This window comes from Bradyrhizobium sp. IC3195, assembly GCF_020193585.1.
Taxonomy (GTDB): Bacteria; Pseudomonadota; Alphaproteobacteria; order Rhizobiales; family Xanthobacteraceae; genus Bradyrhizobium; species Bradyrhizobium yuanmingense.
Genome location: NZ_JADYVG010000014.1, coordinates 138,171 through 161,610 on the forward strand (window position 1 = coordinate 138,171; position 23,440 = coordinate 161,610).

18 protein-coding genes are annotated in these 23,440 nt (G+C 57.9%); 11 read left to right on the forward strand and 7 right to left on the reverse strand.

The annotated features are described in order from the left end of the window. Positions 1-91: 91 nt before the first annotated feature. A complete protein-coding gene (gene metE, locus I6F09_RS24670; RefSeq protein WP_225142063.1) occupies positions 92-2,437 on the forward strand; it encodes a 5-methyltetrahydropteroyltriglutamate--homocysteine S-methyltransferase in 2,346 nt (781 codons plus the stop codon). A 1,268-nt stretch (positions 2,438-3,705) separates the two neighbouring features. Here the strand turns inward: metE and I6F09_RS24675 are convergent. From I6F09_RS24675 to I6F09_RS24695, 5 genes are all read right to left on the reverse strand, one after another. Further along, complete coding sequence (locus I6F09_RS24675; RefSeq protein ID WP_225130916.1) at positions 3,706-4,305, reverse strand: hemerythrin domain-containing protein; 600 nt, start codon at positions 4,303-4,305, stop codon at positions 3,706-3,708. Between the two features lie 1,006 nt (positions 4,306-5,311). Continuing rightward, positions 5,312-5,914, reverse strand: coding sequence for a response regulator FixJ (gene fixJ, locus I6F09_RS24680; protein ID WP_225130913.1), 603 nt, complete (start codon positions 5,912-5,914; stop codon positions 5,312-5,314). A gap of 449 nt (positions 5,915-6,363) precedes the next feature. Continuing rightward, positions 6,364-6,594, reverse strand: coding sequence for a hypothetical protein (locus tag I6F09_RS24685; RefSeq protein ID WP_346730131.1), 231 nt, complete (start codon positions 6,592-6,594; stop codon positions 6,364-6,366). A gap of 21 nt (positions 6,595-6,615) precedes the next feature. Continuing rightward, positions 6,616-6,858, reverse strand: coding sequence for a hypothetical protein (locus I6F09_RS24690; protein ID WP_225130911.1), 243 nt, complete (start codon positions 6,856-6,858; stop codon positions 6,616-6,618). A gap of 237 nt (positions 6,859-7,095) precedes the next feature. Continuing rightward, positions 7,096-7,434 (reverse strand): hypothetical protein, encoded by a 339-nt coding sequence (locus I6F09_RS24695; RefSeq protein WP_225130909.1) that lies wholly within the window; start codon positions 7,432-7,434, stop codon positions 7,096-7,098. 906 nt (positions 7,435-8,340) lie between these two features. On the opposite strand from I6F09_RS24695, the gene I6F09_RS24700 reads away from it, so the two are divergent. Further along, complete coding sequence (locus tag I6F09_RS24700) at positions 8,341-8,559, forward strand: hypothetical protein (protein ID WP_225189240.1); 219 nt, start codon at positions 8,341-8,343, stop codon at positions 8,557-8,559. A gap of 433 nt (positions 8,560-8,992) precedes the next feature. Here the strand turns inward: I6F09_RS24700 and I6F09_RS24705 are convergent, their stop codons facing one another. Beyond that, entirely contained in the window at positions 8,993-9,322 is a 330-nt protein-coding gene (locus tag I6F09_RS24705; RefSeq protein ID WP_225130906.1) for a hypothetical protein, read from the reverse strand. A 111-nt stretch (positions 9,323-9,433) separates the two neighbouring features. On the opposite strand from I6F09_RS24705, the gene I6F09_RS24710 reads away from it, so the two are divergent. Both I6F09_RS24710 and I6F09_RS24715 read left to right on the forward strand, forming a co-directional pair. Further along, the gene (locus I6F09_RS24710; protein WP_225189241.1) at positions 9,434-9,766 is read left to right on the forward strand and encodes a hypothetical protein; all 333 of its coding nucleotides are present in this window, start codon (positions 9,434-9,436) and stop codon (positions 9,764-9,766) included. A gap of 656 nt (positions 9,767-10,422) precedes the next feature. Continuing rightward, positions 10,423-10,608, forward strand: a complete 186-nt coding sequence (locus I6F09_RS24715) for a hypothetical protein (protein ID WP_225130902.1) — start codon at positions 10,423-10,425, stop codon at positions 10,606-10,608. Positions 10,609-11,483: 875 nt separating this feature from the next. Here I6F09_RS24715 and I6F09_RS24720 read toward each other — a convergent pair. Continuing rightward, positions 11,484-11,795 carry a MarR family transcriptional regulator gene (locus I6F09_RS24720; protein WP_346656752.1) on the reverse strand — a complete coding sequence of 104 codons (312 nt, stop codon included), beginning with the start codon at positions 11,793-11,795 and terminating at the stop codon, positions 11,484-11,486. Positions 11,796-12,547: 752 nt separating this feature from the next. On the opposite strand from I6F09_RS24720, the gene I6F09_RS24725 reads away from it, so the two are divergent. The 7 genes from I6F09_RS24725 to I6F09_RS24755 all read left to right on the forward strand — a co-directional run bounded on the left by I6F09_RS24725 (position 12,548) and on the right by I6F09_RS24755 (position 23,361). Further along, positions 12,548-13,702 (forward strand): sulfotransferase, encoded by a 1,155-nt coding sequence (locus tag I6F09_RS24725; protein WP_225189242.1) that lies wholly within the window; start codon positions 12,548-12,550, stop codon positions 13,700-13,702. A 210-nt stretch (positions 13,703-13,912) separates the two neighbouring features. After that, the gene (cysD, locus tag I6F09_RS24730) at positions 13,913-14,878 is read left to right on the forward strand and encodes a sulfate adenylyltransferase subunit CysD (protein ID WP_225189269.1); all 966 of its coding nucleotides are present in this window, start codon (positions 13,913-13,915) and stop codon (positions 14,876-14,878) included. After that, entirely contained in the window at positions 14,878-16,761 is a 1,884-nt protein-coding gene (cysN, locus tag I6F09_RS24735; RefSeq protein WP_225130895.1) for a sulfate adenylyltransferase subunit CysN, read from the forward strand. The genes cysD and cysN overlap by 1 nt, the downstream gene beginning before the upstream one ends. 476 nt (positions 16,762-17,237) lie before the next feature. Beyond that, positions 17,238-17,696: a hypothetical protein gene (locus I6F09_RS24740; protein ID WP_225130893.1), complete on the forward strand. Its 459-nt coding sequence runs from the start codon at positions 17,238-17,240 to the stop codon at positions 17,694-17,696. 1,228 nt (positions 17,697-18,924) lie between these two features. Continuing rightward, a complete protein-coding gene (locus tag I6F09_RS24745) occupies positions 18,925-21,456 on the forward strand; it encodes a 2-aminoethylphosphonate--pyruvate transaminase (RefSeq protein ID WP_225189243.1) in 2,532 nt (843 codons plus the stop codon). Between the two features lie 31 nt (positions 21,457-21,487). Next, entirely contained in the window at positions 21,488-22,546 is a 1,059-nt protein-coding gene (gene rtxC, locus I6F09_RS24750; protein WP_225189244.1) for a dhydrorhizobitoxine desaturase, read from the forward strand. Positions 22,547-22,575: 29 nt separating this feature from the next. After that, complete coding sequence (locus I6F09_RS24755) at positions 22,576-23,361, forward strand: gamma-glutamyl-gamma-aminobutyrate hydrolase family protein (RefSeq protein ID WP_225189245.1); 786 nt, start codon at positions 22,576-22,578, stop codon at positions 23,359-23,361. Positions 23,362-23,440: the final 79 nt, after the last annotated feature.

The window sequence follows — 23,440 nt, forward strand, 5'->3', positions numbered from 1 at the left end:
GGTGTCCCGGTGGTGCGCCAAGCAGCCGTCGCACCGCGACTTCCCCTGCCTGCGTCCGCCATGGCCTTTGCCCCCAACATGGGTTAACGCTATGTCTCTTCTCTCCCTCCCTGTTGCCACGCTCGGAACGCCACGCATCGGTCCAAGGCGCGAGCTCAAAGTCGCTCTAGAAAGCTACTGGGCCGGAAAAAGCAGCGAACAGCAGCTGCTCGAGGACGCAGCTGGCCTGCGTGCCGCGAATTGGGCCCGTCAGAAATCTATCGGCGTCACGGTCATTCCATCGAACGATTTCTCGCTGTATGACCAGGTGCTCGACACAAGTGTCATGGTTGGCGCCATCCCGGAGATCTACGCCTCGAAAGCCGAATCCGTTTCGCTCAAGACATACTTCGCCATGGCCCGCGGTTCACAATGCGACGACCAGGAAGCGAGTTGCGGTCACGGACCGCGCGGATTTGGCGCACCCGCGCAGGAGATGACCAAGTGGTTCGACACCAACTATCACTATATGGTCCCCGAGTTTCACAGGGGACAGACTTTCAGGCTATGCTCTCGCAAGCCGATCGAGGAGTATGAGGAAGCCAAGGCCCTTGGCTTTCAGACCCGCCCCGTCCTGATCGGGCCGGTCACATTCCTAAAGCTCGGCAAGAGTCCCGATCCCACGTTCCAGCCACTCTCACTGCTGGATGAACTGATACCGCCCTATATCGAGGTTATGCAGGAATTGGCCAAACGTGGGGCAAATTGGGTTCAGTTCGACGAGCCCAGCCTAGTTCTTGATCTGGATGAGGGGACGCGAAAATCTTTGCGACATGCCTATGACCGGCTCGCCAAGGAGGGGCCGGCGATCAAGATCATGGTTGCCAGCTATTTCGGCGACCTCGGCGACAATCTGGACACCGCCTTGAGCCTGCCAGTTGCCGGGCTGCACCTCGATCTGGTTCGAGCGCCACAGTTGTTGCACCAGATCATCGCTGGCGGCCGAAGTGATCTCGTCATGTCGCTCGGTGTCGTCGACGGTCGGAATGTATGGCGGTCGAATTTGTCGTCGCTGCGCCAGCGGCTCGAACCCGCGATTGCGAAGCTCGGCAAGGATCGTGTACAGATCGCCCCATCCTGCTCGCTGCTTCATGTGCCGGTCGATGTTGAACTCGAGACCGGGCTCGCTTCCGACGTCAAGAGCTGGCTTGCTTTCTCGGTCCAGAAGATGCGGGAGCTTGCGATCCTAGCGCGTGCACTCGCAGGCGACCAGAATGTTGCGTTAGCTCTTGCCGAGTCGGAAGGTGCCGCGACTGTCCGCCGGACTTCGCCGAAAATCCGTGATGCCAATGTCGCTGTCCGGATGAGAGCGATCGACCAGACCATGTGTCGGCGCGCGAGCCCATTTGCCCGTCGGGCCGAGATCCAAAGCAATCGATTCGGACTACCGGCTTTTCCTACCACGACGATCGGATCATTTCCGCAGACCACAGAGATCCGGAATGCCCGTGCGGCGCATGCGCGAGGTGCGATAAGCGACGAGCAATACGACAAGTTCCTCAAGGAGGAGACTGCGCGCGCCGTACGTTGGCAGGAGGACATCGGTCTTGACGTCCTCGTGCACGGCGAGTTTGAGCGCAATGACATGGTGCAGTACTTCGGCGAGCAACTCGCCGGCTTCGTATTTACCAAGAGCGGATGGGTGCAGTCCTACGGCTCGCGCTGCGTCAGGCCACCGATCCTGTTTGGCGATGTAGCACGGCCGAAGCCTATCACCGTGGACTGGTGGCGCTACGCGCAATCACTAACAAGGAAGCCGATGAAAGCGATGTTGACCGGACCGGTGACGATCTTGAACTGGTCCTTTGTTCGGGATGATATTCCCAGAAGCGAGGTCTGCCGCCAGATTGCGCTCGCGATCCGAGACGAAGTCCGCGATCTCGAGAATGCTGGTGCGACCATGATCCAGATCGACGAAGCTGCAGTCCGCGAAGGATTGCCGTTGCGTCGATCGGAGTGGGCGGCTTATCTCGACTGGGCCGTCGATTGCTTCCGCATCTGTTCATCGGGCGTCGCCGATCAAACGCAAATTCATACGCATATGTGCTACTCGGAGTTCAACGACATCATTGGTGCGATCGCTGCAATGGACGCGGATGTCATCTCGATCGAGACATCGCGCTCGAAAATGGAACTACTCGACGCGTTCAGGAACTACGAATATCCAAATCAGATCGGGCCGGGCGTGTACGACATCCACTCTCCACGCGTTCCCGAGACGAGCGAAATGAAGGAGCTGATGGTGTTGGCTCGGACGCGGCTGCAGGATTCGCAGCTCTGGATCAATCCAGACTGCGGCCTGAAGACGCGCAAATGGGAGGAGGTTCGGCCAGCGCTAGCGAACATGGTCACTGCCGCCCGCGAACTGCGCGCTGCATTCGATCCGCGAGGCCGTTGATCCGGGCTTCGGTCTCTTTTCGACAAAGCTGATCCGCTTGTGGTCATTTGCGCGGGAGCCTTAGGAACATAAAAAATGCCCCGCCCCGCTTAGCGGGCCGGGCGAAAGTCTGGGAGGAGCGAAGCTGACGCATTCGCGCGGACTTCCATCGGCGAAGCCGCCAGTTCGATCACGGCGAGGACATTCGCCGAAAATCTGAGCCGAGTTGAAGCACAAGATCAGCGTAGCTCAATTATGCCGTGGTATGCGACCGTATAGCCTGAGAGTTAGAATCTACACCAAGGTTTGTCGCTCATGAGCACGTCGGCACGATTACGACAGCAGCGAGGGGGCATGCCGGGCGGTCGCCGCAGGACAGCAAACTCGGTGCGCTTTCCTGCCTGGAGCCTTATGTTCGATCAGGGCGACGTAAGCCCGGCTCCATGGATCTCGCAAGCTTATCCAATGCATAAGCGGTTGCTAAATTTGAACCTTGCTTAAGGCAGTCCTTGGTCGACCGGTTCCACCCGATAGTCGGGTTTCGGCTTGGGCGCTGAGGAGCACCCTATCGGCACCGCGGCATCATCAAGCTCGTGACACCCTCCGCATGGTCCGCTCATAGATCTCAAACAGAGGTTTCTGGACCTGATTACGGAGTGTCGCCGATGCCTATGGCCGCTCCAAGGCCAATGGGAGGGCATGCTGCACGCCGCATACACGTATGTAGGATCGCGATGAAGCGGTCACGCGTCAGGAACGAGCATCATTTACGATGCGGATCCCCATAGGTTGTTGAAATCCAATTGCGCCAGAACTGGTCGTGGCGATCCACGTCCAGCGCCTTGCTGTTGGTGCTGAACGTACCCGGGACTGGCAGTGCCTCGCATTCGCGTGCAGTGAGTAGGACCGGCTGCGGCCGGATGTCTCAGAGCGTATGGGGCGGGGCTCAAGGAGTGGGAGTGCTTCGCCGCACCCGCGCGGCGGCAATCGTCCGTCCTCATCGGTCGGCGGACACGAGAGGCGTCCGTTTCGCGCGATATCACTGCGCAACTGACAGACCTGCGAGGTTTACATTGTGGTGCCGGAACCAGAGCTCAGCTAGGCTCCGCCATGCTGTTTGCGCCGGTGGTCGAGGAAGCGATCACGTTGCGCAGAAGCCATTTTGGGGGGGGGGCGGCAGCCTACGTGCCCGCGAGCACCCCCCATTTTCTTTCGACAGAATGAGCATGAGGTCCACTTCCTGCTGTCAAACGGCCGCGTCAATACGGCCCGTCCGTCTCGGCGCTGTGTCACGGATTGCCGGCCTTGGCGGACGACAACGCGACCGAGCTCCGTTCGGCCTCAGCTTCTTGCTCCAATTGCAGAATATGCGCTCTTAGCGCATCGGAAGTCGCTGCCGCTGTCTCGCTGAACAGCGGATCTCCATCATTGGTGAGGGCGGAAGCGATTTCGGTCCAATCCTTAGCCGAGAGAGCCTTCAGAGCGGCGGGAAAGAAATCTCGTTCTTCCCACATCATGTGGTGCCGCTCGCGTACTATAAAGTCGCGTATGATATTGCCGACGTCTTGCCGAAAGAGGTCACGATCCGCGAGGATAGCGTCAATAGCTCGCGCGAAGTGGTGCAAACGGTCGACGACTTCCTGGTGTTCAAGCGCGAGATCGCCGACGATTGCAGCTGCCTCCGGATCGCGAGACTTGAGCTTGAAAAAAATCAAGTCTTCCTGTGGATGATGGTACACCTCGGGGTAAACCTCGAAATAGCTGATAATCGCGCGAATGACCTCATAATCGGGCCGGATCCCCTTCTCAAAAATCTCCAATTCGCGTTGAAGAGCGACCAGAAGAAGATCAATGTTGCGATGCTCTCGAAGCAGAAGATCGATGATCATTGCGGTGTTCCTGGAGGCACAATCTAGGCTGGAAGCGATTTCTGCCATTTGCAAGACTGCCCAAGCCGAATTCGGTGTCCTTCGCGGGGCTGCGATTTGTCCGCGCCATTCGACGCAAAAAGTAGCGCGCTTCAATTTGAGCTGGCGTAAATCAACTTAGCTGAAGTGTTGCACAAAGCTCCTGGGCAGTCCGTCGTTACGCAGCACGACCGCACAGCGCACGAAACCACCTGATAGAGGTATTGGGCTGCCTGGTCTTCGCGGTAGATCTCGCTATTGGGAGTGAGACGCTTCGGTCTCGGAATTATGCCAAATGGTTCACGACGATGAGGTCGCCCACGCAAGACGCTGGTCGGATGGCGTCTCGTCTCGCTAGAACTGGCGGCCTGGGCGTGCATGGCGGACCCTATCTTACCAACGTCGATTCGACGCAGATTGGCTGCTCCTGACGAATTGGAAATTTGGATGTTTTCCCTAGGTAGAAGCCCCTAAGTATTTACACGTAAGTCCATGAGCGGGGCGTGTATGGGGCGACGCGGTCACTTGGTTGCTCAAACATGCTCAAATCGGATTACGAAGCTGCATGCTGGCTTCGTCGGCCGCGCACTGCCGTACCCCTGAAGAGCTCCAGCCAGCCGAAACGTTGTCGTCCATCGCCACTTTCGGCTCGCCGCAGGAAGTCTTGTTCGGCGCCTTGACTTTGATCCTCGTCAGCATCGGTCGGCCGCGGAGGTGACGGGGCCGATGTTGACGGCATCCTGATCGATGTACGCTGGCGTGGTGACGTGCTTGATGATCATGCGATAAGTACGCATGTGGACCGAGTTGGGGTCTAGCCCGGATCATAGGTCTCGGCTCGCGTGACATATTGACCTGGCGCAACGGCCGGCCTGGGTGTGTTGCATCGGCAGGCGTCACCGAAAACATGATCGGCTCGGTGCGCGCGAAACCTGCCGTTCGTCAGCTTGATGCATGAATAAGCCATTCACGCTATTTTGCGCTGCTGCTAGAGTCCCGCGGTAATGGCGATCCGCATCAACTCGGACATGCTGCGGACATTAGTCTTGGCCATCAGGTTCGCACGGTAAACCTCGACTGTCCGCGGACTGATGCCGAGATCATGGGCTATCACTTTGTTAATCTTGCCGGCTAATAGTCCCTGCAGGACGTCGCGTTCGCGCGACGAGAGATCCGCGAGGCGGGCTTCCGCCTGCAGTTTCGCTGCGTCGGCTGGCTTTGTTGGCCGCGCTTCCAAAGCACTATTGATCGCACGCAATAGCACCTCCTCCTCGAACGGCTTCTCGATGAAGTCGACCGCACCCGCTTTCATCGCTTCGACTGCGAGCGATACGTCGCCATGACCAGTTATTAAGAGGACGGGGCAGTCGGCGCGATCGGCTTTCACTTTTCTGACGAGTTCGAGACCGCTCATAGCCGGCAGACAGATGTCTGACACAATGCAGTCAACCGGACCGCTTGCGACGTCATTGAGAAACGCGGTCGCCGTCTCATAGGTTGCTACGTAGAAACCATTAACATCAAGCAGAAACGCGAGCGAGTCCCGCATAGCGGCGTCATCGTCGATCACGAGAATGCGCCGCCCAGTCATGTGTCTTCACTAAGCTCCGCAATCGCGCGGTGAACTGAAAGATCCTGTCGCCGCCCGGATTCCTCGTGGCTCGATGATCGTCCAGCAGATCGATAGCCCCACACCCATGCCATGCGTGTTAGACGTGACAATGGGCTGGAACCGGCCGTCGCTGATGCAGAGCAGGGTAGCGAAGCTCCCCCAGTCCGCGGCCGCGGCGAAAGCGGGAAAAACGACCGGAAGGTAGATGATCGTGCCCGTGCGGTCCTGAAGATGCGGACTAACGCCCGTCGCAGCACGAGAGCCAACGCGGCGTCTGCCGCGCCAGGCCCATAGCCGTACCTGATGTGGTCCGACATGTTTCTGGCAGGCCCTCTCATTGATCAACTCTAAATTGTTTACCACGAGAGGCCACCCCGAGGCAGTCCCGGCCTCAACTCACGCCAATCTATTGCGCAGGATGGTCGCCGCTATCCGGGCCAGATGCGCCAGTGCGTCGGCTGCACGGCGACGCGTTCTCCGGTCTTTGCCTTAATCCAGCCGTCGAAGATCCGGCGGCAAGGAAAGACCACCCGGTGAATGGTGTTACCCTCGATCACGGCAATCTCCAGATCCCGATCAAAGGGCGGCGCAGTTTCGAGCCGCTCCCAGGTCAGGTCGCCACTAGATCCTGGACGGAGTTCATCGCTGCGGGCTGACAAATTCAGGCAACCTTCTGAACACTACGGACGAGATCGCTTGGTGTGCCGCGCGAACAGGCTCAACTCGGTATAACCTAGGCGGCGCGTGCTCTCGATGGGGTCGGCCGCGGCCGGGATTTTATCGGCCGTGGCGCCGTTGAACCTATCGTGCCGGGACATGATCCGCTCGCTAACCGAAATATTAGGATTGGCGCTGCGAAACAACTCCCGGGCTTCGGTCGAATCGATCTGAATCAGCTCAAGCCCGCGGCGGTTGGTATTCATCGCTGTTCTGCAGAAGTTAAACTGGACTGCGCTGCGACGATCTGGCCGGCGCCGCGACAAATGTCGCCGTAGTCTGTCATGCCGAAACATCCTCCGTTGGTGAAAATCTCCTTGTCCCACGACGTCAGCGCGGGGCGTTGGGTTGTGATGACGTCAGCCGCGCCCTTACGAGCGGAGCGGCATCCCCAATCGAGAACGGGAAGGCGCGGGAATTTTCTTGACACCATTCGGATGGGCCTAGTTGCGCTCGGCGCTGATCATCGCGCCCGTCCGCAGGTCGATGAAGTGGACGCCATCGCACGCAGCGCAGGTTATTCTGTGCAGGTCATCGGCACGCGGTTCGGGTGCGTCCGGCAGCAGTCCTTGAACTCGGTCGCCGGTATCTGGACATGAAAAGATGATGGGGCGCCAAGTCTTTCTGTCTGCCATGTGTGTGACCTTGGACTGGAAGCTCACTTCTATCAGTAGGCAGTCGCCGCAGAATTGATACAGGTCAAAAAGAGCTGATGCGCGTCCAAAACGGCCAAGCTCGAGCGGCTGCTGCGAGCCCGACAGGCCCGCGTTGGCAGGCGACATGTCTCAACTCGGGCGATCCGCCAGGGTCCCGCGTTGGTCTGCAACACGCCAGCGTGTAGCCGAGTTGATTTGAGGCGCATCCCTCGCGATGGGCCACGACAGCATCTGTCCTCAATGCTGCGATAGCCAGCAAGCAGATAGTCAATTGATCGCTCGCTTCGCATTGTCGGCAGCCTTGCCGGCGCTGATCCCAGATAATCTTTGGCGCTGAAGTCCGGAATCTTGGCCTTATCAAACGTTGGCTGCGACAAGCCTGATCATCGGCTTTGCTGTCGGGGCGGCAGGGCGGACCGTCAGAAGGTCGGGGCGGTTCGCCTCATTGGCCCGCGATCACGTGCGCGTAGTCTCGCCGTCGATAGTCCTGGCCGCCGGCACGCCTCAGAAATGCCTCTGCCCGGTCATTGGCGCAATGACCTGGTGTTTGCGGCAATGCCTCGTGAGACCACCAAATATCGCGTGTAAGGTTCGCGGCGTCTCGAGCCTCCATATTGCCAGCGGTTGAGTATGGGAGTTCAAGGTGCAAAATTGTAACGCTCCCCCGAGATCGCGATCGATAGAGATCAATAGCCGGCATCTCGGGCGTGACGGCGCATGCTGCTCTCGATCCTCTCTTCGAGACATTCCCCAATTCATCGTCACCCCAATTTGTTGGTCGAGGGCTTGAGCAGACCAGAAGACGCTGTCCCTCGGCTCAAACAGAGTGCGATCTGCAAAGCTAGACAGATAGAGATAGCGCGGCTTGCGGGACAACAGGAGCGCGCGGGCCGCGCTGCCAAAGTCTCGACTTTATCTCGACGGAGCAGCGGACAACCAAACCTCTTGGGGGTGCTGCTTGAGGCAGATCAAATACTCTTGAGGCGCCAATGGCAGGATGGTGGATAAGCAAACCCACAAGAAGAGGGGGCCATGCCTTCATTTAACGTTCGGTTCATTAAGACCGTTTGTGACGATACCGGTCACGAACATCGTGCCTGTCAGGCAGCGTTTAAGATCGATGCCGCCTCGCTAAGTGCTGCTGCACAGCAGGCGGAGACCGATTTCTGCAAGCAAAAGAGTGTCCGCGATTGGACAGTCTTCGCCGATGTGATCGAGCTTCGAACCCCGCCTGCATTGCCGTCGGCATAGGCTGGTTAGCTTGAGTTTGGCGAGAAGTCTGCGAATTGAGTTGTGGGGTCAATCTGTAATCTAAGCGTGATCCCGGACAGGGTCGTGTCGACCGTCGATTCGAGAGAACAACTGGTGATGCTTTCGTCAATTCGGCGGGCACCCTGTTGTCTCACCACACCTAAGCGGACCTCGCTGGACGGTTTGCCGCCTGCCGTTCAATGGGGTCTGCAGCGCTCGGCCAAGCATCGTACCGGCAGGGCAATCCGGATCGAAGGACCTGCTCCCACAAGTCGGTCTTGTTTGATCCAATGTCAAAAACAAGTCTGCCTCCGGCAGCTATGGCTGTTTCGAAGGGTTAGGCTTGGTTGTCCAATCTGCACACATACCCTTGACGGTTTAGACATCTCCTCAGCCGGTTACGCGCGGGCCTGTCCCAGACATCCGAACCGGCTTAGTTGAGCTCGCAGGACATCGATGCGATCGCACGTGACCTTAGTCTGTCCGTATCCGCCTTTCGAACCATGGCGCAAAGACCGGGCTCTCCTGAACTCTTGAGCAAGCGCCTCGCACTTGGCGGTGTTTCCGAGAATGCGCTTGCTGCCGCAATCGAGACTGCGATCTGCAACGCGTGTGTGGCCTGTGTCAGACCAAAGTCCGCTGCGCCGCCGACCTCGAGAGCCAACACCATGCAAGTCCGCTCAAAGACTGCCCGAACGAACAGACCCGGCGCGATCGGTCGTGAGATATCCTCCGGCTGCTCTTTCGCGATCATCTCGCTCAATCAGTTCCTCACCGAAGATCTTGACTCCTGAGCATGCCCGCATTCAAAGAAGGCCGATACAGGACAAGCCCATCGCCGCCTCGAAATCCACGACATAGTGAAGCAGCCCTTATGTCTATATTCGCTGTTTCTGCCTACGTCTTCTTCTTTGCCGCAGCGATGGGACACGATCCGGCGTTTACGTTCTGCGTATTGCTGGCTTTCGTCGCCAGCCTGGCCGCCGCCGCCGTCGTCGTCCTCAATCGCCGCTATGAACCGCCGGCGCGACTACCCCCGGCGGAGATCAAAGTTCGGCCGAACTACAACTCGGTCCGATCAAATTCGCCTCAGCGACGGCGAGGTGGCCGCTGGATAAGGGAAATCAGTCTCAAAGGGCAAGGCGTGTTGCATCCAGACGCTCAACACAAAAGAGTGCGCTCCACCTGCTCGGGCGTATATTCGTGACAAGGGCGGCAATATTCTTAAAAACGCGGATGGTCATTATCGTGTCGATCTGACGAAGCCCCGATAAGTGGATCTGTTAGCGACAATAAGGCGTGAGAAGCCTCCTGTGTTCTCGGCGATGCGGAGCACCTGAAGGAGAAGCGGGATTGCGCCATGCACCCTCAAGTGCGGCAACATCCGGAGAAAACTCGCGTAGAGTTCTTAATCGCGACTGTTGCTTCGATGTCACCAAATGTATGAACCCGCGATCTACGCTCGTGTCTGACGAGGGACGACATGTTTGATGTTTATTTGAACGGAAGGCGCGATCTTTTGGTCGTTCCGCGAGGCTTTGCGATCCCCGCGGGGTTGGACGGCAATTGGAAGCGAAAGAAGCGGGCGGTGCGTTTAGTGAGCGATGCCATTCGCCAAGATGTCCAACGGCGCGGTTACCACCGACGTAGTTTGACCTCAAATCGGTCGGAGACGGCAGTTGAGACCTCGTCACAAACGTAGCCAAGGCGGCTATCTCCGCTGACCCTTTCTTCGAAACACTATGGGCAGAAAGCATGACCGAACTTATACGCTGGCGCGAGTTCCGATGAGTGCCTCTTTTTTACGGTCGTCGCTCCGAAAAAAATGTGTTACAGGCGCTCCTCTCAGAAGGAGCATTCATCGTGAAAAAAGCAACCAAGAAACGCGTTAAGCGGCGCGAGTGGACGAAGGCAGATATCAAAGAGCTCAAAGTCCATTCGAAGGCTCGGACCCCGGTCATAAAAATAGCAAAAATGACCAAACGCAGCGAAGGTGCGCTACGCCAGAAGGCCTTAAATCTCGGAATCGGACTCGGACATCAGCGGTAATTGTGAGCAACGCTGGCTAGTGGCCGGTAGGGCGGCTCGCGGGCCGCCCTCTTTGGCCATACAGACTTTGTCGCACATTAGCGTGGCCGACCCGCGCTGAGAGAAGTTTTCAGGCACGTACTGGATGCCTTCAATGTCGCGGAACGTGCTCCAGCGCTTTGATCAAGTTTCTTGGAAGGCGGTTTCGACAGCCGCTTGCGATGTATGATCGCGAGTGAAGAGATAGTCTTAGCCATAGCCCTGTCTCGAAGATAAAACCCCAAGACACTCGACCCCGGAACGCATGCGATGGTGCCACTACGCCCAGTCCTACGCGCGTTAGTTCGAGAAGCTGACCAGTCTCAGAGGAACTCCTGTAGGGGCCGAATCTAGCATCCGTTCGGCCAGCAGCTTCTTCAGCTTCGGCGAGGCAGTCTTGGCCGCGCTGGGCCGAACACATCGGCTGATCGCTTTAGCGAAATGGAAACAACTCGCGAATGGGGCATCCTCGAAGCTTGTGCCAGACTAAAGTGTGGGCGTAAGCGAACCTCGCCGAGCCTGTTGGCTAGCTCGAGCTCCGAGGCAATATGGCGCGCTCAACAGCAATTGAAAAAGCGCTCTGTTAGCTTGATAGATGGCGGCGGGGCGGTTAGGTCCTGAACCCGTCATCACCTGAGCGCCCTAGGCGTTGTGAACGGACCACAACCATCTTCGACCGCGCTGCTTCAAGACATATTCGAAGGATGGGAGACTCATGTTAGCGAGCTCCATTTCTGACGGTCGTGCGTTTGATCTTCTGAACGCCAGAGCGGGCCCTTTCCAGGCGAAGCCTCACTGTAGCAGCCTTGGCAATGAACTCGCTTGATCGGTCAACGCCGCTTTCATCAAAAGCGAGCTCACCAGGACTGCCTGTCGTGGCTCCAAAGTCGGAGATGCTTGCGCGTTTTGGCCGTCAGCGACATCTGCCCGATCCGGGCATCGTCTGCGGAGGACTTATGCCGCAGCAAACCGTTTTTCTCTAGCAGCTTTGAGTGGGTTGTCACGAAGGAGGGGTCGACGAGCATCAATCGTGACACCAGGTTGACCGGTACACGCATTTCTTTGCCCAAATAGTTCACAGCCATCAGGATCGTCCACCGTGGCCGAGTGATGCCCAGCACATATAATTTGGCAAGTTCTTCGACGCACGAATCGATCTGATCTCCCACATAAATGACCGGACAATCTCGTCTCCGTCAGTAGAGATGCGGCCAAGCGCGCTTGCTGGATCAGGTAGATCCGGAGGCATCTTAAGTCAGGTTCCATCGTTTACAAGTCTCCTTGCGCCGATTAAGGGAGGGGCAACTCTCCAAGAGCAGGAAAATCAATTACTTGGTATAACTCGGAAGGATGGGCTGGCGAACAACAGGCTGGCCGGACTATGGAGTGTCTTGGCGGACCATGGGCAGCATTCACGGTTGCGTCGGCAGCGATGCGCGCTGACAAGATTGCTGCACCTTGCCACGTGAGATGTCCGCGACATGGTCTGCTTCTTTGCTGAGCTCGCCGAGCTGTCCGCTCTTTTGCCAAACTTCTTTGGTGTATGCCGAGCATCAGCGAGGTTGCATGTCGCATTTACGTCTTCAATACCTCAGCAACAGGAAGCTGTGATCATACGTAATAACCTTCCCATGTGCCGTGGGCGGTCTTCGGCAAACGTCTGTATAGTTCGTTCCAACCTTCCCATATCCGCAATCAATCTTCGTGTAATTGAGCTGGCTCGTGACTTCGTTTCAACTGTCGAGTAATCGAGGACGCGATTGCGGTGTCTTTCTGTATCCAGCCGATCGATCGAACTGAACGGTTCTCAAGTCATGAGTGGCAGACAAAATTCTGGTCGTTTTAGCGCTTTGCGGCTGGCTTTCTGTCGATCAAGCGAGCGCCGACAGGGTTCGCTTTTCAAGGACGGGGCGTCTGAACGATGAGCGGACGTTTTGGCCGTTCGCCTGCGGTGTGCTTTCTCCTCGGTCTTCCACGATCCGGGACGACACTCCTGGCGCATTTGCTGCAGCACCATCCAGACATTGTGGCTCCGCCTGAACCCTGGTTGATGTTGGCGGTTGAAGCATTTGGCAGGGTGGATCAGCGCCATCCGGCGGGTGGCTCGCTGATTGAGGCCGCGACCTCTGAATTCTTGGGTCGAATAGACAGCACGATCCCTAGCCGCGCTTTTGCCGATGCAGCCTATGATCAGTATCTGGCACAAGCGGGCAAGCGCATCATCCTAGACAAGACACCACGCTATTGGATGGCGCTTGAGTTTCTTGAATCTGTCTATCCAGAGGCGCCACACATCCTTCTAATGCGCAATCCCTATGCCATCGCGGCTTCACTGAAATCGACGTGGGGGGTCCCACTGCGGGCAGAAAGCTCGCATCCGGTCAGCGTCTCCAGTCTCGTCGATCTCATGCTCCGTCTGCCCGACGGCATCATAACGTCACTCGCCGATTTGGTTCTGGGCCTTCCCAAGCTCGCCGCCCACCGCACTCGCCCGCGCACACAGTTCGTGCAATACGAACTGTTCGTGGCGCATCCGGACGAGGAAATCCGGCGTCTGTTGACGGGGCTCGGCTGTGATCCAGCGGCCGTCGCATCGGCGGGGATGAGACAAGCAGATTATCTTCGATCGAGTAGCTTCGGAGACCGAAAAATCTTGGAACGAAACGCCGTCGACAAAAGCTCTGTCAAGGCATGGCAATCTCAATTGAGCGCCGAAGAGATGCAAACCGTGACCGATCTGGTCGGCGCCGAGCTTTTGCTAGAACTCGGATATGAGCAGGAACTGGTACATGCAAAGCAAGCCGGAGTCCTGGATAGGGGAGGGGAGGTAACTGAACTTTATCGTCAGGTATTCCGAACCTGGTGGGATTTGCGAAGCTCCAAGGCGGGAGCATTATCCGGCCCACCTCACGCTGGAGAGCCGGTCCACACGATGGCTGCCCAGTTGCAACAGACGCTGTTGGCGTCAGAAGCTGATCGAGCTGCGGGGCTGGATGGCATTCGCAACAGCGAAGCGGCTATCGAGATGCTGCGAGGCGAAGTCGCGCGGCTTGAGCGGATCCTCAATATCCGCTAACGGATCTGAATGCTTGCGAATAAAACACGCTGGCTGATTTAGCCATTATCCTTAACCCGCACGAGCTGATCTCCCGATCAGGTGTGACCCAGGCGCCGACCGCACCAGCGGCGGAATGCGATATGCTCCCGCGTCTGCAAGTCTCCTCTCCAGTGGGGCTTGAGCTCATCGACGAGCCATGCGTCTTGGCCAGCCGTTTCCGCGGCGGATATTCCCACTCTAGGCTGGAGCCATAGAACGGCGAAGAACAGAGATCCTGCATCGAAAAGAAGGCACATGCTACCGAAACATCTGCGCCGCCTCGAAGCTGAATCGATTGAAATCATGCGTGATGTGGTCGCCGAGTTCAAAAGGCCGGTCATGCTTTACTCGATCGGAAAAGACTCAAGCGTAATGCTGCACATTGCAATCAAGGCGTTCTATCCGGCAAAATTGCCGTTTCCCCTGCTTCACGTTGACACGACCTGGAAGTTCCGCGAGATGATCAGCTTCCGGGACGCGACAGCCAGGCGGCTCGGCCTCGACCTGATCGTCCATGTCAACAAGGAGGGCCTCGCGCGCGGGACCAATCCGATCGATTCCGGCTCCGCGCTCCATACCCAGGTGATGAAGACCGACGCGCTGAAGCAGGCGCTCGACCTCCACGGATTTGATGCTGCCTTTGGCGGAGCGCGGCGCGATGAGGAAAAGAGTCGCGCAAAAGAACGGATACTCTCCTTCCGTTCGGCCGGACACGTATGGGACCCCCGTAATCAGCGGCCGGAGCTCTGGAACCTGTTCAACACACGGATCCGCCAGGGCGAAACCATGCGCGTGTTTGCGATGTCAAACTGGACCGAGCTCGAGGTGTGGGAATACATCATGCTCGAGAAGATTCCGGTGGTTCCGCTCTACTTCGCGAACCAAAGACCGATAGTGCGTCGAAATGGTGCGATGATCATGGTCGATGACCAGCGATTGCCGCTTAACGGCGACGAGACGCCGGAAATGCGCATGATCCGCTTTCGCACGCTTGGATGTTATCCTTTGAGCGGAGCTATTGAATCCGATGCGACGACGATCGAAGATATCGTCGCGGAAATGCAGACTACGACTGTGTCGGAGCGCCAGGGACGCCTAATTGATGCCGACGAAGCCGCTTCAATGGAGAAGAAGAAGCGGGAAGGCTACTTTTGATGTTTACGAATCCGGCAACAGAACTGGTCCCGGCCAGGACGAAGGATCAGCTGCGATTCATCACATGTGGCTCGGTGGACGACGGCAAATCGACGCTGATCGGCCGATTGCTGCACGACAGCAAGATGATCTACCACGATCAGCTCACGGCGCTGGAACGCGACAGCATCAAGCATGGTAGCACCGGCAATGACATCGACTTCGCGCTGCTCGTGGACGGGCTGGAGGCCGAACGGGAGCAGGGCATCACAATCGATGTCGCCTACCGCTTCTTCACGACGCCGCGGCGCTCCTTCATGGTGGCCGACACTCCCGGCCACGAGCAGTATACCCGCAATATGGCTACCGGCGCCTCGCATGCCCAGCTCGCCATCATCCTGATCGATGCCCGCAAAGGCGTGATGGTTCAGACCCGCCGCCACTCCTTTATCTGCTCGCTGCTCGGTATTCGCCATGTCGTGCTGGCAGTGAACAAGATCGATCTTGTGGCATATAACAAGGAGTGCTTCGATCGGATCGCCCGTGACTATCTGGCCTTTGCCGCCGGTCTCAGCTTCACCTCGATTGTTCCGATCCCGATCTCGGCCCGCTACGGCGACAACGTCGTGGACCGCTCCGCTCATGCCAACTGGTATCATGGTCCCTGCCTGCTCGAGCATTTGGAGAGCATTGACATCCAGTCCGGCACCGCAAGCCAGGCTTTCCGCTTTCCGGTCCAATGGGTAAACCGGCCAAACCCGGATTTTCGGGGCTATGCCGGGTCGGTGGCTTCCGGGAGGATCTCGACAGGAGACGAGATCGTTGTCGCTGCGTCGGGGCGGACCACGCGCGTCAAGCGGATCGTGACCCACGATGGTGACCTCGTCGCCGCCGAAGCCGGGGATGCGGTTACCATTACACTGGAAGACGAAATCGATATCAGTCGTGGCGACATTCTGTCGCGACCGGACGACCGACCGAAGGTGGCCGACCAGCTTGCTGCTTATGTGATCTGGATGGACAAGGAGCCGCTCGCTCCCGGACGCAATTACGTCCTGCGGATTGGATCGCAGACGATTTCTGGCAGCATTACCACAATTAGGCATCGAATCGACGTCAACACTTGTGAGCATCTGGCCGCCGGGACGCTTTCCCTCAACGAGATCGCCTTCTGCGATGTTGTGACCGCAACGCCCGCCGTATTCGATCCTTACGACCTCAATCGAAAGACCGGATCATTTATCGTCATCGATCGTTACACGAATCGTACGGTCGGGGCCGGCATGATTGCCTTTCCGCTACGGCGGGCCACCAATATTGCTAGGCAAGCGCTATCCGTGGACAGGAGGGAGCGCGCCGCGCTCAAGAATCAGAAGCCTTGCGTCATCTGGTTCACTGGCTTGTCTGGCGCGGGAAAGTCGACGATTGCCAACCTTGTTGATCAAAAGCTGTTTGCGATGTCGCGGCATACCATGCTGCTGGATGGCGACAACCTCCGGCACGGATTGAACGCGGACCTCGGTTTCTCGGAGACGGATCGCGTGGCGAACATCCGGCGTGTCGGCGAAGTTGCCAAGTTGATGGCGGACAGCGGCTTGATCGTGATCTGCTCGTTCATCTCGCCCACTAGGGCCGAACGGGACAGGGTGCGCAGCCTGGTTGGCAAGGATGAGTTCATAGAAGTCTTTGTCGATACGCCGCTCGAGGAATGCGCGCGGCGAGACCCAAAAGGCCTGTATTCAAAGGTGAGATCCGGCAAGATCAAGAACTTCACCGGGATCGATTCGTGCTACGAAGCACCAACGACACCGGAGGTTCATCTCAGGACCATGGAGCAGACCCTAGAGCATTCAGCGGAAGCGGTAGTGGATGTCTTGATGGCGCGGTCAATTCTTGATGGTTAGAGGTCCCTCGCGTCGCACCATCGATTCGCACGATATCCCGCAAGCCGGCCAAGGCGATCCAGCTCTGGCGAGCCTGCGATCGGACTTTTGGCTCTAAAGGAACAAAATGGTCGCACCCACTCGTCGATTGCCCGCTTCCGGTTATGTGCTCGAAGTGGATGGCCAACTCAAAACCGAGTACGCGAGCAGAGATGGAGCATGGGCGGGAGCGGAGGAGCTCAAGAAACGCCGTCCCATGCTCCAGATCAGAATCTACGATGTGACAACAAAGTCCAGAGAGGAAGTCCGACTTCCAGTAAGTTGACTTTTCGCTTGGCGCTTCTTGCTGCGCGTACGGCCAGCGACACGCCGAGCTCCCGTTAAAGCCGAGCCGGACAGCGTCTCGGCCGGCTTCGATCTCTCGCGCAGTATGAGGGGCCTCGGTTTCCGGGCTTGGCCGCATCCGGCGAGCGGGCACTTGTTTTCAGGACCCGAATTTGGCAGTCGACCACGACTCCCTCCTGTCGCGGCCATGCCGGCTTTCGGCAAGCTTGCTTCGGTGGCCCGCCGCTCGACGGCGGACAACGCCTGCCTACACCCGCGCCTTGGCATTGCGAGACAAAGCAGCCGCGAACCTTAGCCATCCCGTGCTGCGCTACGGACTTCCGCGCTTCGGGTTCTGCTCCGTACCGCCTGCCGTCGTTGATCGTCATGAAGGCGGCCATGGCGCGGCCGAAAAGGCAAGGGAGCTCATCCATGGCAAGCGACAAGGACGATCTCTTGATGATCTGCTCTGGTCAACCGTCAACCTGTTCGACCGCGCGGTAGACCGCGTCGAACGCGAGCTCGCCATCAACGAGCAGGCGCTGCAGAGGGGCCAACGCGAGCAGAACGGCTGCGAGATGCGATCCGTCGAATCAGAACGCCTTACCGCCGAGGTACTTGCGCTCCATTGAGTGTTGGACGCGATGGAACTCCTTTCACTTTGGGCCTTACGATTTGGACCAGCCCGTCAACCGCGGCACGCTCGCCACGGCGATGATCGTTCGTGAGACTTTCTCGCCACGAAGCGGAGTGCAGGCCCGAGAGATGCTGCCAGCCTAACGATCGCGCTCACAGAGGGACACGTGCCACTCATCTGGAGTCGAGTCGACCTGGTCCTAGCAAAGCAGGACGACAGGTTCTGCGTCACGGCGCCTCGCCGAAAGGTCGAACTGTTCGTTGCTAAAGCGACAGCAATCGCAAGGTCGCTCAGATTACCTTCAAGCCGGATTCGACCACAGCCTGCCAAGGGCGCTTCATTCAGCGCAACGACACCTGACAGCGGCGGTCATGTGCGACGAGGCGTACACTTTCCAGGTGCCAGCTATCCAGGAGGATCTCGGCGGCATGGCGGAGAAGCTCGGTACCTCCATCTGCGGTATGGCGAGGAATACGTGAACGGAAAGGCTGGCCATCCTTACCTGCTGGTATGCGGCCGCAGGCGGAATGCCGAATGTCCTGATGTCGAACTCTCAAAATACTTCAGCTCGCTGTGAACCTCCGCACTCCGCTGCCTACGTCGGCTTGTCGCCGCCAGATGGGAGTACGTCAGGAAAAAAATCTCACGAGAAAATCCCCGGAGAGGGTTGAAACGCCCCTAACGTCAAGTTGTACGATCTCGAAATGGACAGCGACAGTCATCAGCGTCCCAAACCTCCAACGAGCTACGAAGTGCGAATGCATCAAGTCTCAAGCCCATGCATCAGACTCCCGCTGCCTGCGACGTCATCAAGTGTGCCATGCCTTAATCTGCATCCCGGCGCGATGATCCGGCTGCATCGCTTTCCTAATGTCAGGTTTGCCTGAATGACGCAGGTTCGCACGTAAGTCGGTCGGTCGACCTGCCGCTTCGCGACGCAAGAAGGCGACCGCGCTCACGCCTGCGCATGCGTGATGGCTAGATGACAGCGCGCGTCGCCGCCGGTTGCGTTCGAGGGCGCGGTCGCAAGGCCAATATCTTGGAGGTGATGAATGGTATCGGTGAGCAGCTTTGTGAAAGATCGCTCTGCATCTGCGATGAGATGTGGAGGTTGTCATCCGGCAGGGTTTCGGACACAGACGCGAAGCGCGCCCGCAATCTATGGGCATCTGACCCGAAGCTGTTGAACGGAGGAAGTCGACACTCGCCACAGGGGCTCCCTGGTGGGGTGGGCGTACTCCAGGTCTATTGAAGAATACAACTTGAGGAGGAATGGTTTGATAAGACAGCGCTCTTTGCTGACGCCTGGTCCATTGTCGTTATCGCTGGCGGTCAGGAGCCAGATGCAGCTTGATCTCGCATCGCGCGATTGCGAGTTCAAGGAAGTGACCGCCTGCATGAGGCGGCTGATGCTCAACTTGCTGGGAAATGCTGACGACTATTCGGTCGTGCCTATTCAGGGAGGGGGCTCCTTTGCGATGGAGGCCGCTCTCTCTTCATTTGTGTCCCGAGCCCACAGGCCGCTCGTTTGCATAAACGGCATCTATGGCGAGCGTATTTTGCAAATCTTGCGGCTGTGGGGCGTCGAAGCACTGAAGCTTGTGAAGCGAGCGACCGATCCTTTGGATCCTCAAGAAATTGGCGAGCATCTGAGCCGAAATCCTGGCGTTACGCACCTGTGCTTCGTGCATTGTGAGACGACAACCGGAATCGTCAATCCGCTGGACGCGATCGTGGAGGAGGCGAGAAGACGTGGCGTAAAGACCATCGTCGATGGGATGAGTTCCTTCGGCGGCCTTAATATCGACCTGAGCCAGCGTGGACCTGACGTCCTGGTCACGTCGAGCAACAAGTGCATAGAAGGGCCGCCGGGAGTGGCGTTTGTCATCGCGTCCCGCGAGCTGCTGGAGAATGCGGTTCAAGAACCGAGGTCGTTTGTCCTCGACGTGAGAGATCAATGGCTCTCGCTCGAGCGCACCGGTGAGTGGCGGTCGACCCCTCCCACCCACATCGTTCAGGCAACGACAAAGGCCCTGAAGATTCTGCACGAGGAGGGCATCGATGCCAGACGCTGCAGGTACGAGAAGGTCAGGGACGATCTCGTCAAGGAACTCGAAGGACTGGTGTCTCCGCTGCTGTCCGCGGACTTGCAGTCGCCGGTCTGCGTCGCGTTCAGTGCGCCGTCGGGAATCGTGGACCAGGCAGGATTCGATGGGCTTTATCGCCACTTGGCGGCCCACAACCTTTACATCTACTCAAAGCTGCATCTTGCCACGCGGAGTTTTCGCGTCGGTTGCATTGGGGAAATCCAATTCAGCTGGATCGAGCAGTTGGGGTGTGCTTTTCGTACATATTTCCGGTCCGGTCAGGCTCGGTTAGCAAAGCCGATGTCGGGCCAAGAGGCATGCGGGGCTCGCATAAAGATGCCGGCTCGAGTGGCTGGGGACCCGCGGCTGCCGTTTTCGGCCGAGACTGCTGTTCTGCATGCGGGCTATCGGCGAGACCCGGCGACGAAAGCCGTCGCAGTGCCGATTTACCAGAATACGGCTTATGAACTCGATGGCGATCTAAACCACATCGCTGACGTCTACAACGTCAAGGCCGATGGGTTCACCTACACAAGGATCATCAATCCAACGACCCGCGCGCTGGAAAGGCGCTACGCCGCCGTCGATATGGGGAGCGACTCGCTCGCCGTTGCGTCAGGTCAAGCAGCGACGTTCCTTGCGATCGTCAACCTGTCAAGTGGCGAAGTGGGGGACAATGTCGTCGCCTCTCCGTATCTATATGGCAATACCTGGAACCTGCTCCACAACACATTAAAGCGTCTTGGGATCAGCGTGAGGACGGCCGATCCTCGAAAGCCCGAGACGTTTGAACGTGCCATTGATGATCGCACGATATGCCTGTTCGGAGAGGTGATGTCGAATCCTTGTCTGATTCCGCTCCCCGTCAAACAGCTGGCCGAGATCGGCCGAAAGTACGGCGTGCCTTTGGTCGTGGACAATACGACGACGCCGCTGGTATGCCGGCCGTCAGATCTCGGCGCTGCTATTACGACGTACTCCGCAACGAAATATATATGCGGCCACGGTACGACGCTCGGTGGACTGATCGTTGACAACGGCGAGTTTAGCTACCGGGGAGCCTCTCGCTTTCCCTTGTTCAACCGTCCCGACGACGCGCATGGCGGAGTTGTTTGGCATAATGCGGTGCGCGATGTCGACGATCTTGGAAGGAGCGAGTTTCTTCTCAAGGCTCGCATGACCTGGTTGCGCGATACAGGCGCAGCCATCGCCCCGTTTGCGAGCTTTCAACTGATCCAAGGGCTTGAAACGCTGCCACTTCGCATGAAGCAGCACTGCGCGAATGCCAGGATCGTGGCCGACGTTCTCAAGGAGCATCCAAAAGTGCGCCGTGTCTTCTACCCCGGGCTCTTCGAAGGCGCCGATCGGGAAACCGTTGAACAGACACTCAATGCTGCATACGGACACGGGGCGATGGTCATGTTCGAGGTGGAGGACGAACAAGCCGGGCGCAAGTTCATCCAGAACGTCGACTTGATGTATCACGTTTCGAATGTAGGCGATGCCCGCACGCTCGTGACCCATCCTGTCTCCACGACCCACACCACCGTCCCGCGGGAAAAGCGCGAAGCCGCCGGCATATTTGGCGGCTCGATCCGGCTTTGCGTCGGCATCGAAGATGTCAACGACATCCTGCGCGATCTGGACAAGGCGCTTTCCGCAATTTGACAACCTGCAAGGCGATCAGGAGGAGGTTCTCATGAATCAGGCAGACGCTTGGAAATTGAGGTCATCACGCTATGAGGCCGTTCAATTCAGCCGAGAAATCAATAAGCAGCTCTCCGAGCTCAGGCCCGACAACATAACGGGAGCGGCTTATATTGCCAAAGATTACGCCGTCATCACAGCGTGTACGCTCGCGACTGTGTCGGTCTCATGGTGGCTCTACCCGCTGGCCGTCCTTCTGATTGGCGCCTATCAGCGCGGATTGACAACCATTGCTCATGATGCGGCTCACCGCACGCTCGCGAAGAACACGACCTGGAACTACGTCCTGGGCATTCTGTTCGCTTCCTATCCCTTGTTCCAGCGCCACTGGGCTTACCGGATCTCGCACGTCTATTTGCATCATCCCTATCTCGGAGATCCGGACAAGGATCCCGACCTGAAGTTCTTCCTGGCCAGCGGCGTTTACAACGTGCAGCCTCCGGAGCGGTACGCTTTCAACATGATCTGGAAGCCGATCTTCGGCGGCGCGACAGTAGCGTATCTGAAGTATCTTTGGGCCAATCGATTTTCGATCACAGATGTCGAGGAGCAGAGCCGCTCAGGCATACTTATCGACAAGTATGGCTTCTATCTCTTCTGGATCAGCATCCTGGCCGGGTCATATGCTGTTGGGCTGCTCCATATCGTCGTCCTGTTTTGGATCGTGCCCTATCTCACCACGTTTCAGGTCCTCGGATGGTTTATCGAGCTAGCCGAGCACTCACCTATGTGCGAAACCGAGACGCAGAACGTCTATCTCACCAGGAATCGGAAAGGAAACTTCCTCGAACGAGCCATCCTCGGACAGAATCTGGATGAGTACCACCTTGAGCATCATCTTTCGCCGGGCATCCCGTTTTGGCTGTTGCGCAAAGCTCAGAAAATCCGAATGCAGGATCCGAACTATGCGAAGGTTGCCGCGACCTGGGGTGGGCTCTTTGTCAAGGGACCTCAAGGTCAACCTAGCGTCATAGCTCAGTTAAAAGAGCGAAATCGACGCTTGTATGAGCAGGCCGTTGCCGAGGTTCGCGCGCGAGGGCAGCTCGCGTGACGTTTCTACGGCCAGAGAGCACCCGAGCCGTGGTCGGCGTCACTTCGAACCGTCTTCGGGTCGATGGTGTGCATCGCGACTGGTTGCGGCGCAAGTACTTGCAGGCACTCCATCGTCATGCGGGAGTGGCTTGCGTCATATTGCCGACGATCGACGCCGAAGATGCGAGGGAGGAGATCTCCCCGGCGACCATGCGCCGGCTCGACGGCTTAGTGTTGACAGGTGATGAATCGAACATCGACCCCGCCGTCCTGAGAGCGCCTGCGTCCTTGACGCAGGCTGATCGGCAGGACGTTGAGCTTGGGATCCTTGACCGTCCGCGGGACAGGCTCTCTGCCGTAACTATAGAGAGCGCCATCGCGCTCGGAATGCCTATTCTGGGCATCTGCCGTGGGCTTCAGGAACTCAACGTCTATTTCGGCGGCACGCTCCGCTCATCGCTTGCGGAGTGGAGGCCGAAAAGTGGCGCGATGCATGCCGAGAAGCCAGATCGTCCAAGAGACCGTCAGTACGACGCCGCGCACAGCGTCAGGATATGCTCCGATGGCGCGCTCTTTCCAATCGCGCGGACGATCGAAGCGCAAGTCAACTCGCTGCACAATCAAGGCATCGAGGCGCTTGCCCCGGCACTGAGGCGCGAGGCGTGGGCGCCTGACGGTTTGGTCGAGGCGGCTTCGGTCATTGGCGCCCCGACGCTCCAAATCGGTGTGCAATGGCACCCCGAATGGCACGTCTCAACCGATCTCCTCAGCAAGCAACTGTTCAAGGCATTTGGAGAGGCGTGTGTTGGGTACTACCGAACTAAGAAGAACTAGAGGCAGGTTGTGACATTTCAAACCAAACGTGGTCCGTGCACGTCGAAAGGACACTCCCTCGGAGCCGAAGCACGCGTCC

Excerpts from the sequence above, each read along its gene's own strand:
- rtxC (WP_225189244.1), top strand. The coding sequence starts at position 21,488 with ATGAATCAGGCAGACGCTTGGAAATTGAGGTCATCACGCTATGAGGCC.
- I6F09_RS24710 (WP_225189241.1), top strand. The coding sequence starts at position 9,434 with ATGTCTATATTCGCTGTTTCTGCCTACGTCTTCTTCTTTGCCGCAGCG.
- I6F09_RS24690 (WP_225130911.1), bottom strand. The coding sequence starts at position 6,858 with ATGAATACCAACCGCCGCGGGCTTGAGCTGATTCAGATCGATTCGACC.
- fixJ (WP_225130913.1), bottom strand. The coding sequence starts at position 5,914 with ATGACTGGGCGGCGCATTCTCGTGATCGACGATGACGCCGCTATGCGG.
- I6F09_RS24695 (WP_225130909.1), bottom strand. The coding sequence starts at position 7,434 with ATGTCGCCTGCCAACGCGGGCCTGTCGGGCTCGCAGCAGCCGCTCGAG.
- I6F09_RS24725 (WP_225189242.1), top strand. The coding sequence starts at position 12,548 with ATGAGCGGACGTTTTGGCCGTTCGCCTGCGGTGTGCTTTCTCCTCGGT.
- metE (WP_225142063.1), top strand. The coding sequence starts at position 92 with ATGTCTCTTCTCTCCCTCCCTGTTGCCACGCTCGGAACGCCACGCATC.
- cysN (WP_225130895.1), top strand. The coding sequence starts at position 14,878 with ATGTTTACGAATCCGGCAACAGAACTGGTCCCGGCCAGGACGAAGGAT.
- I6F09_RS24700 (WP_225189240.1), top strand. The coding sequence starts at position 8,341 with ATGCCTTCATTTAACGTTCGGTTCATTAAGACCGTTTGTGACGATACC.
- I6F09_RS24675 (WP_225130916.1), bottom strand. The coding sequence starts at position 4,305 with ATGATCATCGATCTTCTGCTTCGAGAGCATCGCAACATTGATCTTCTT.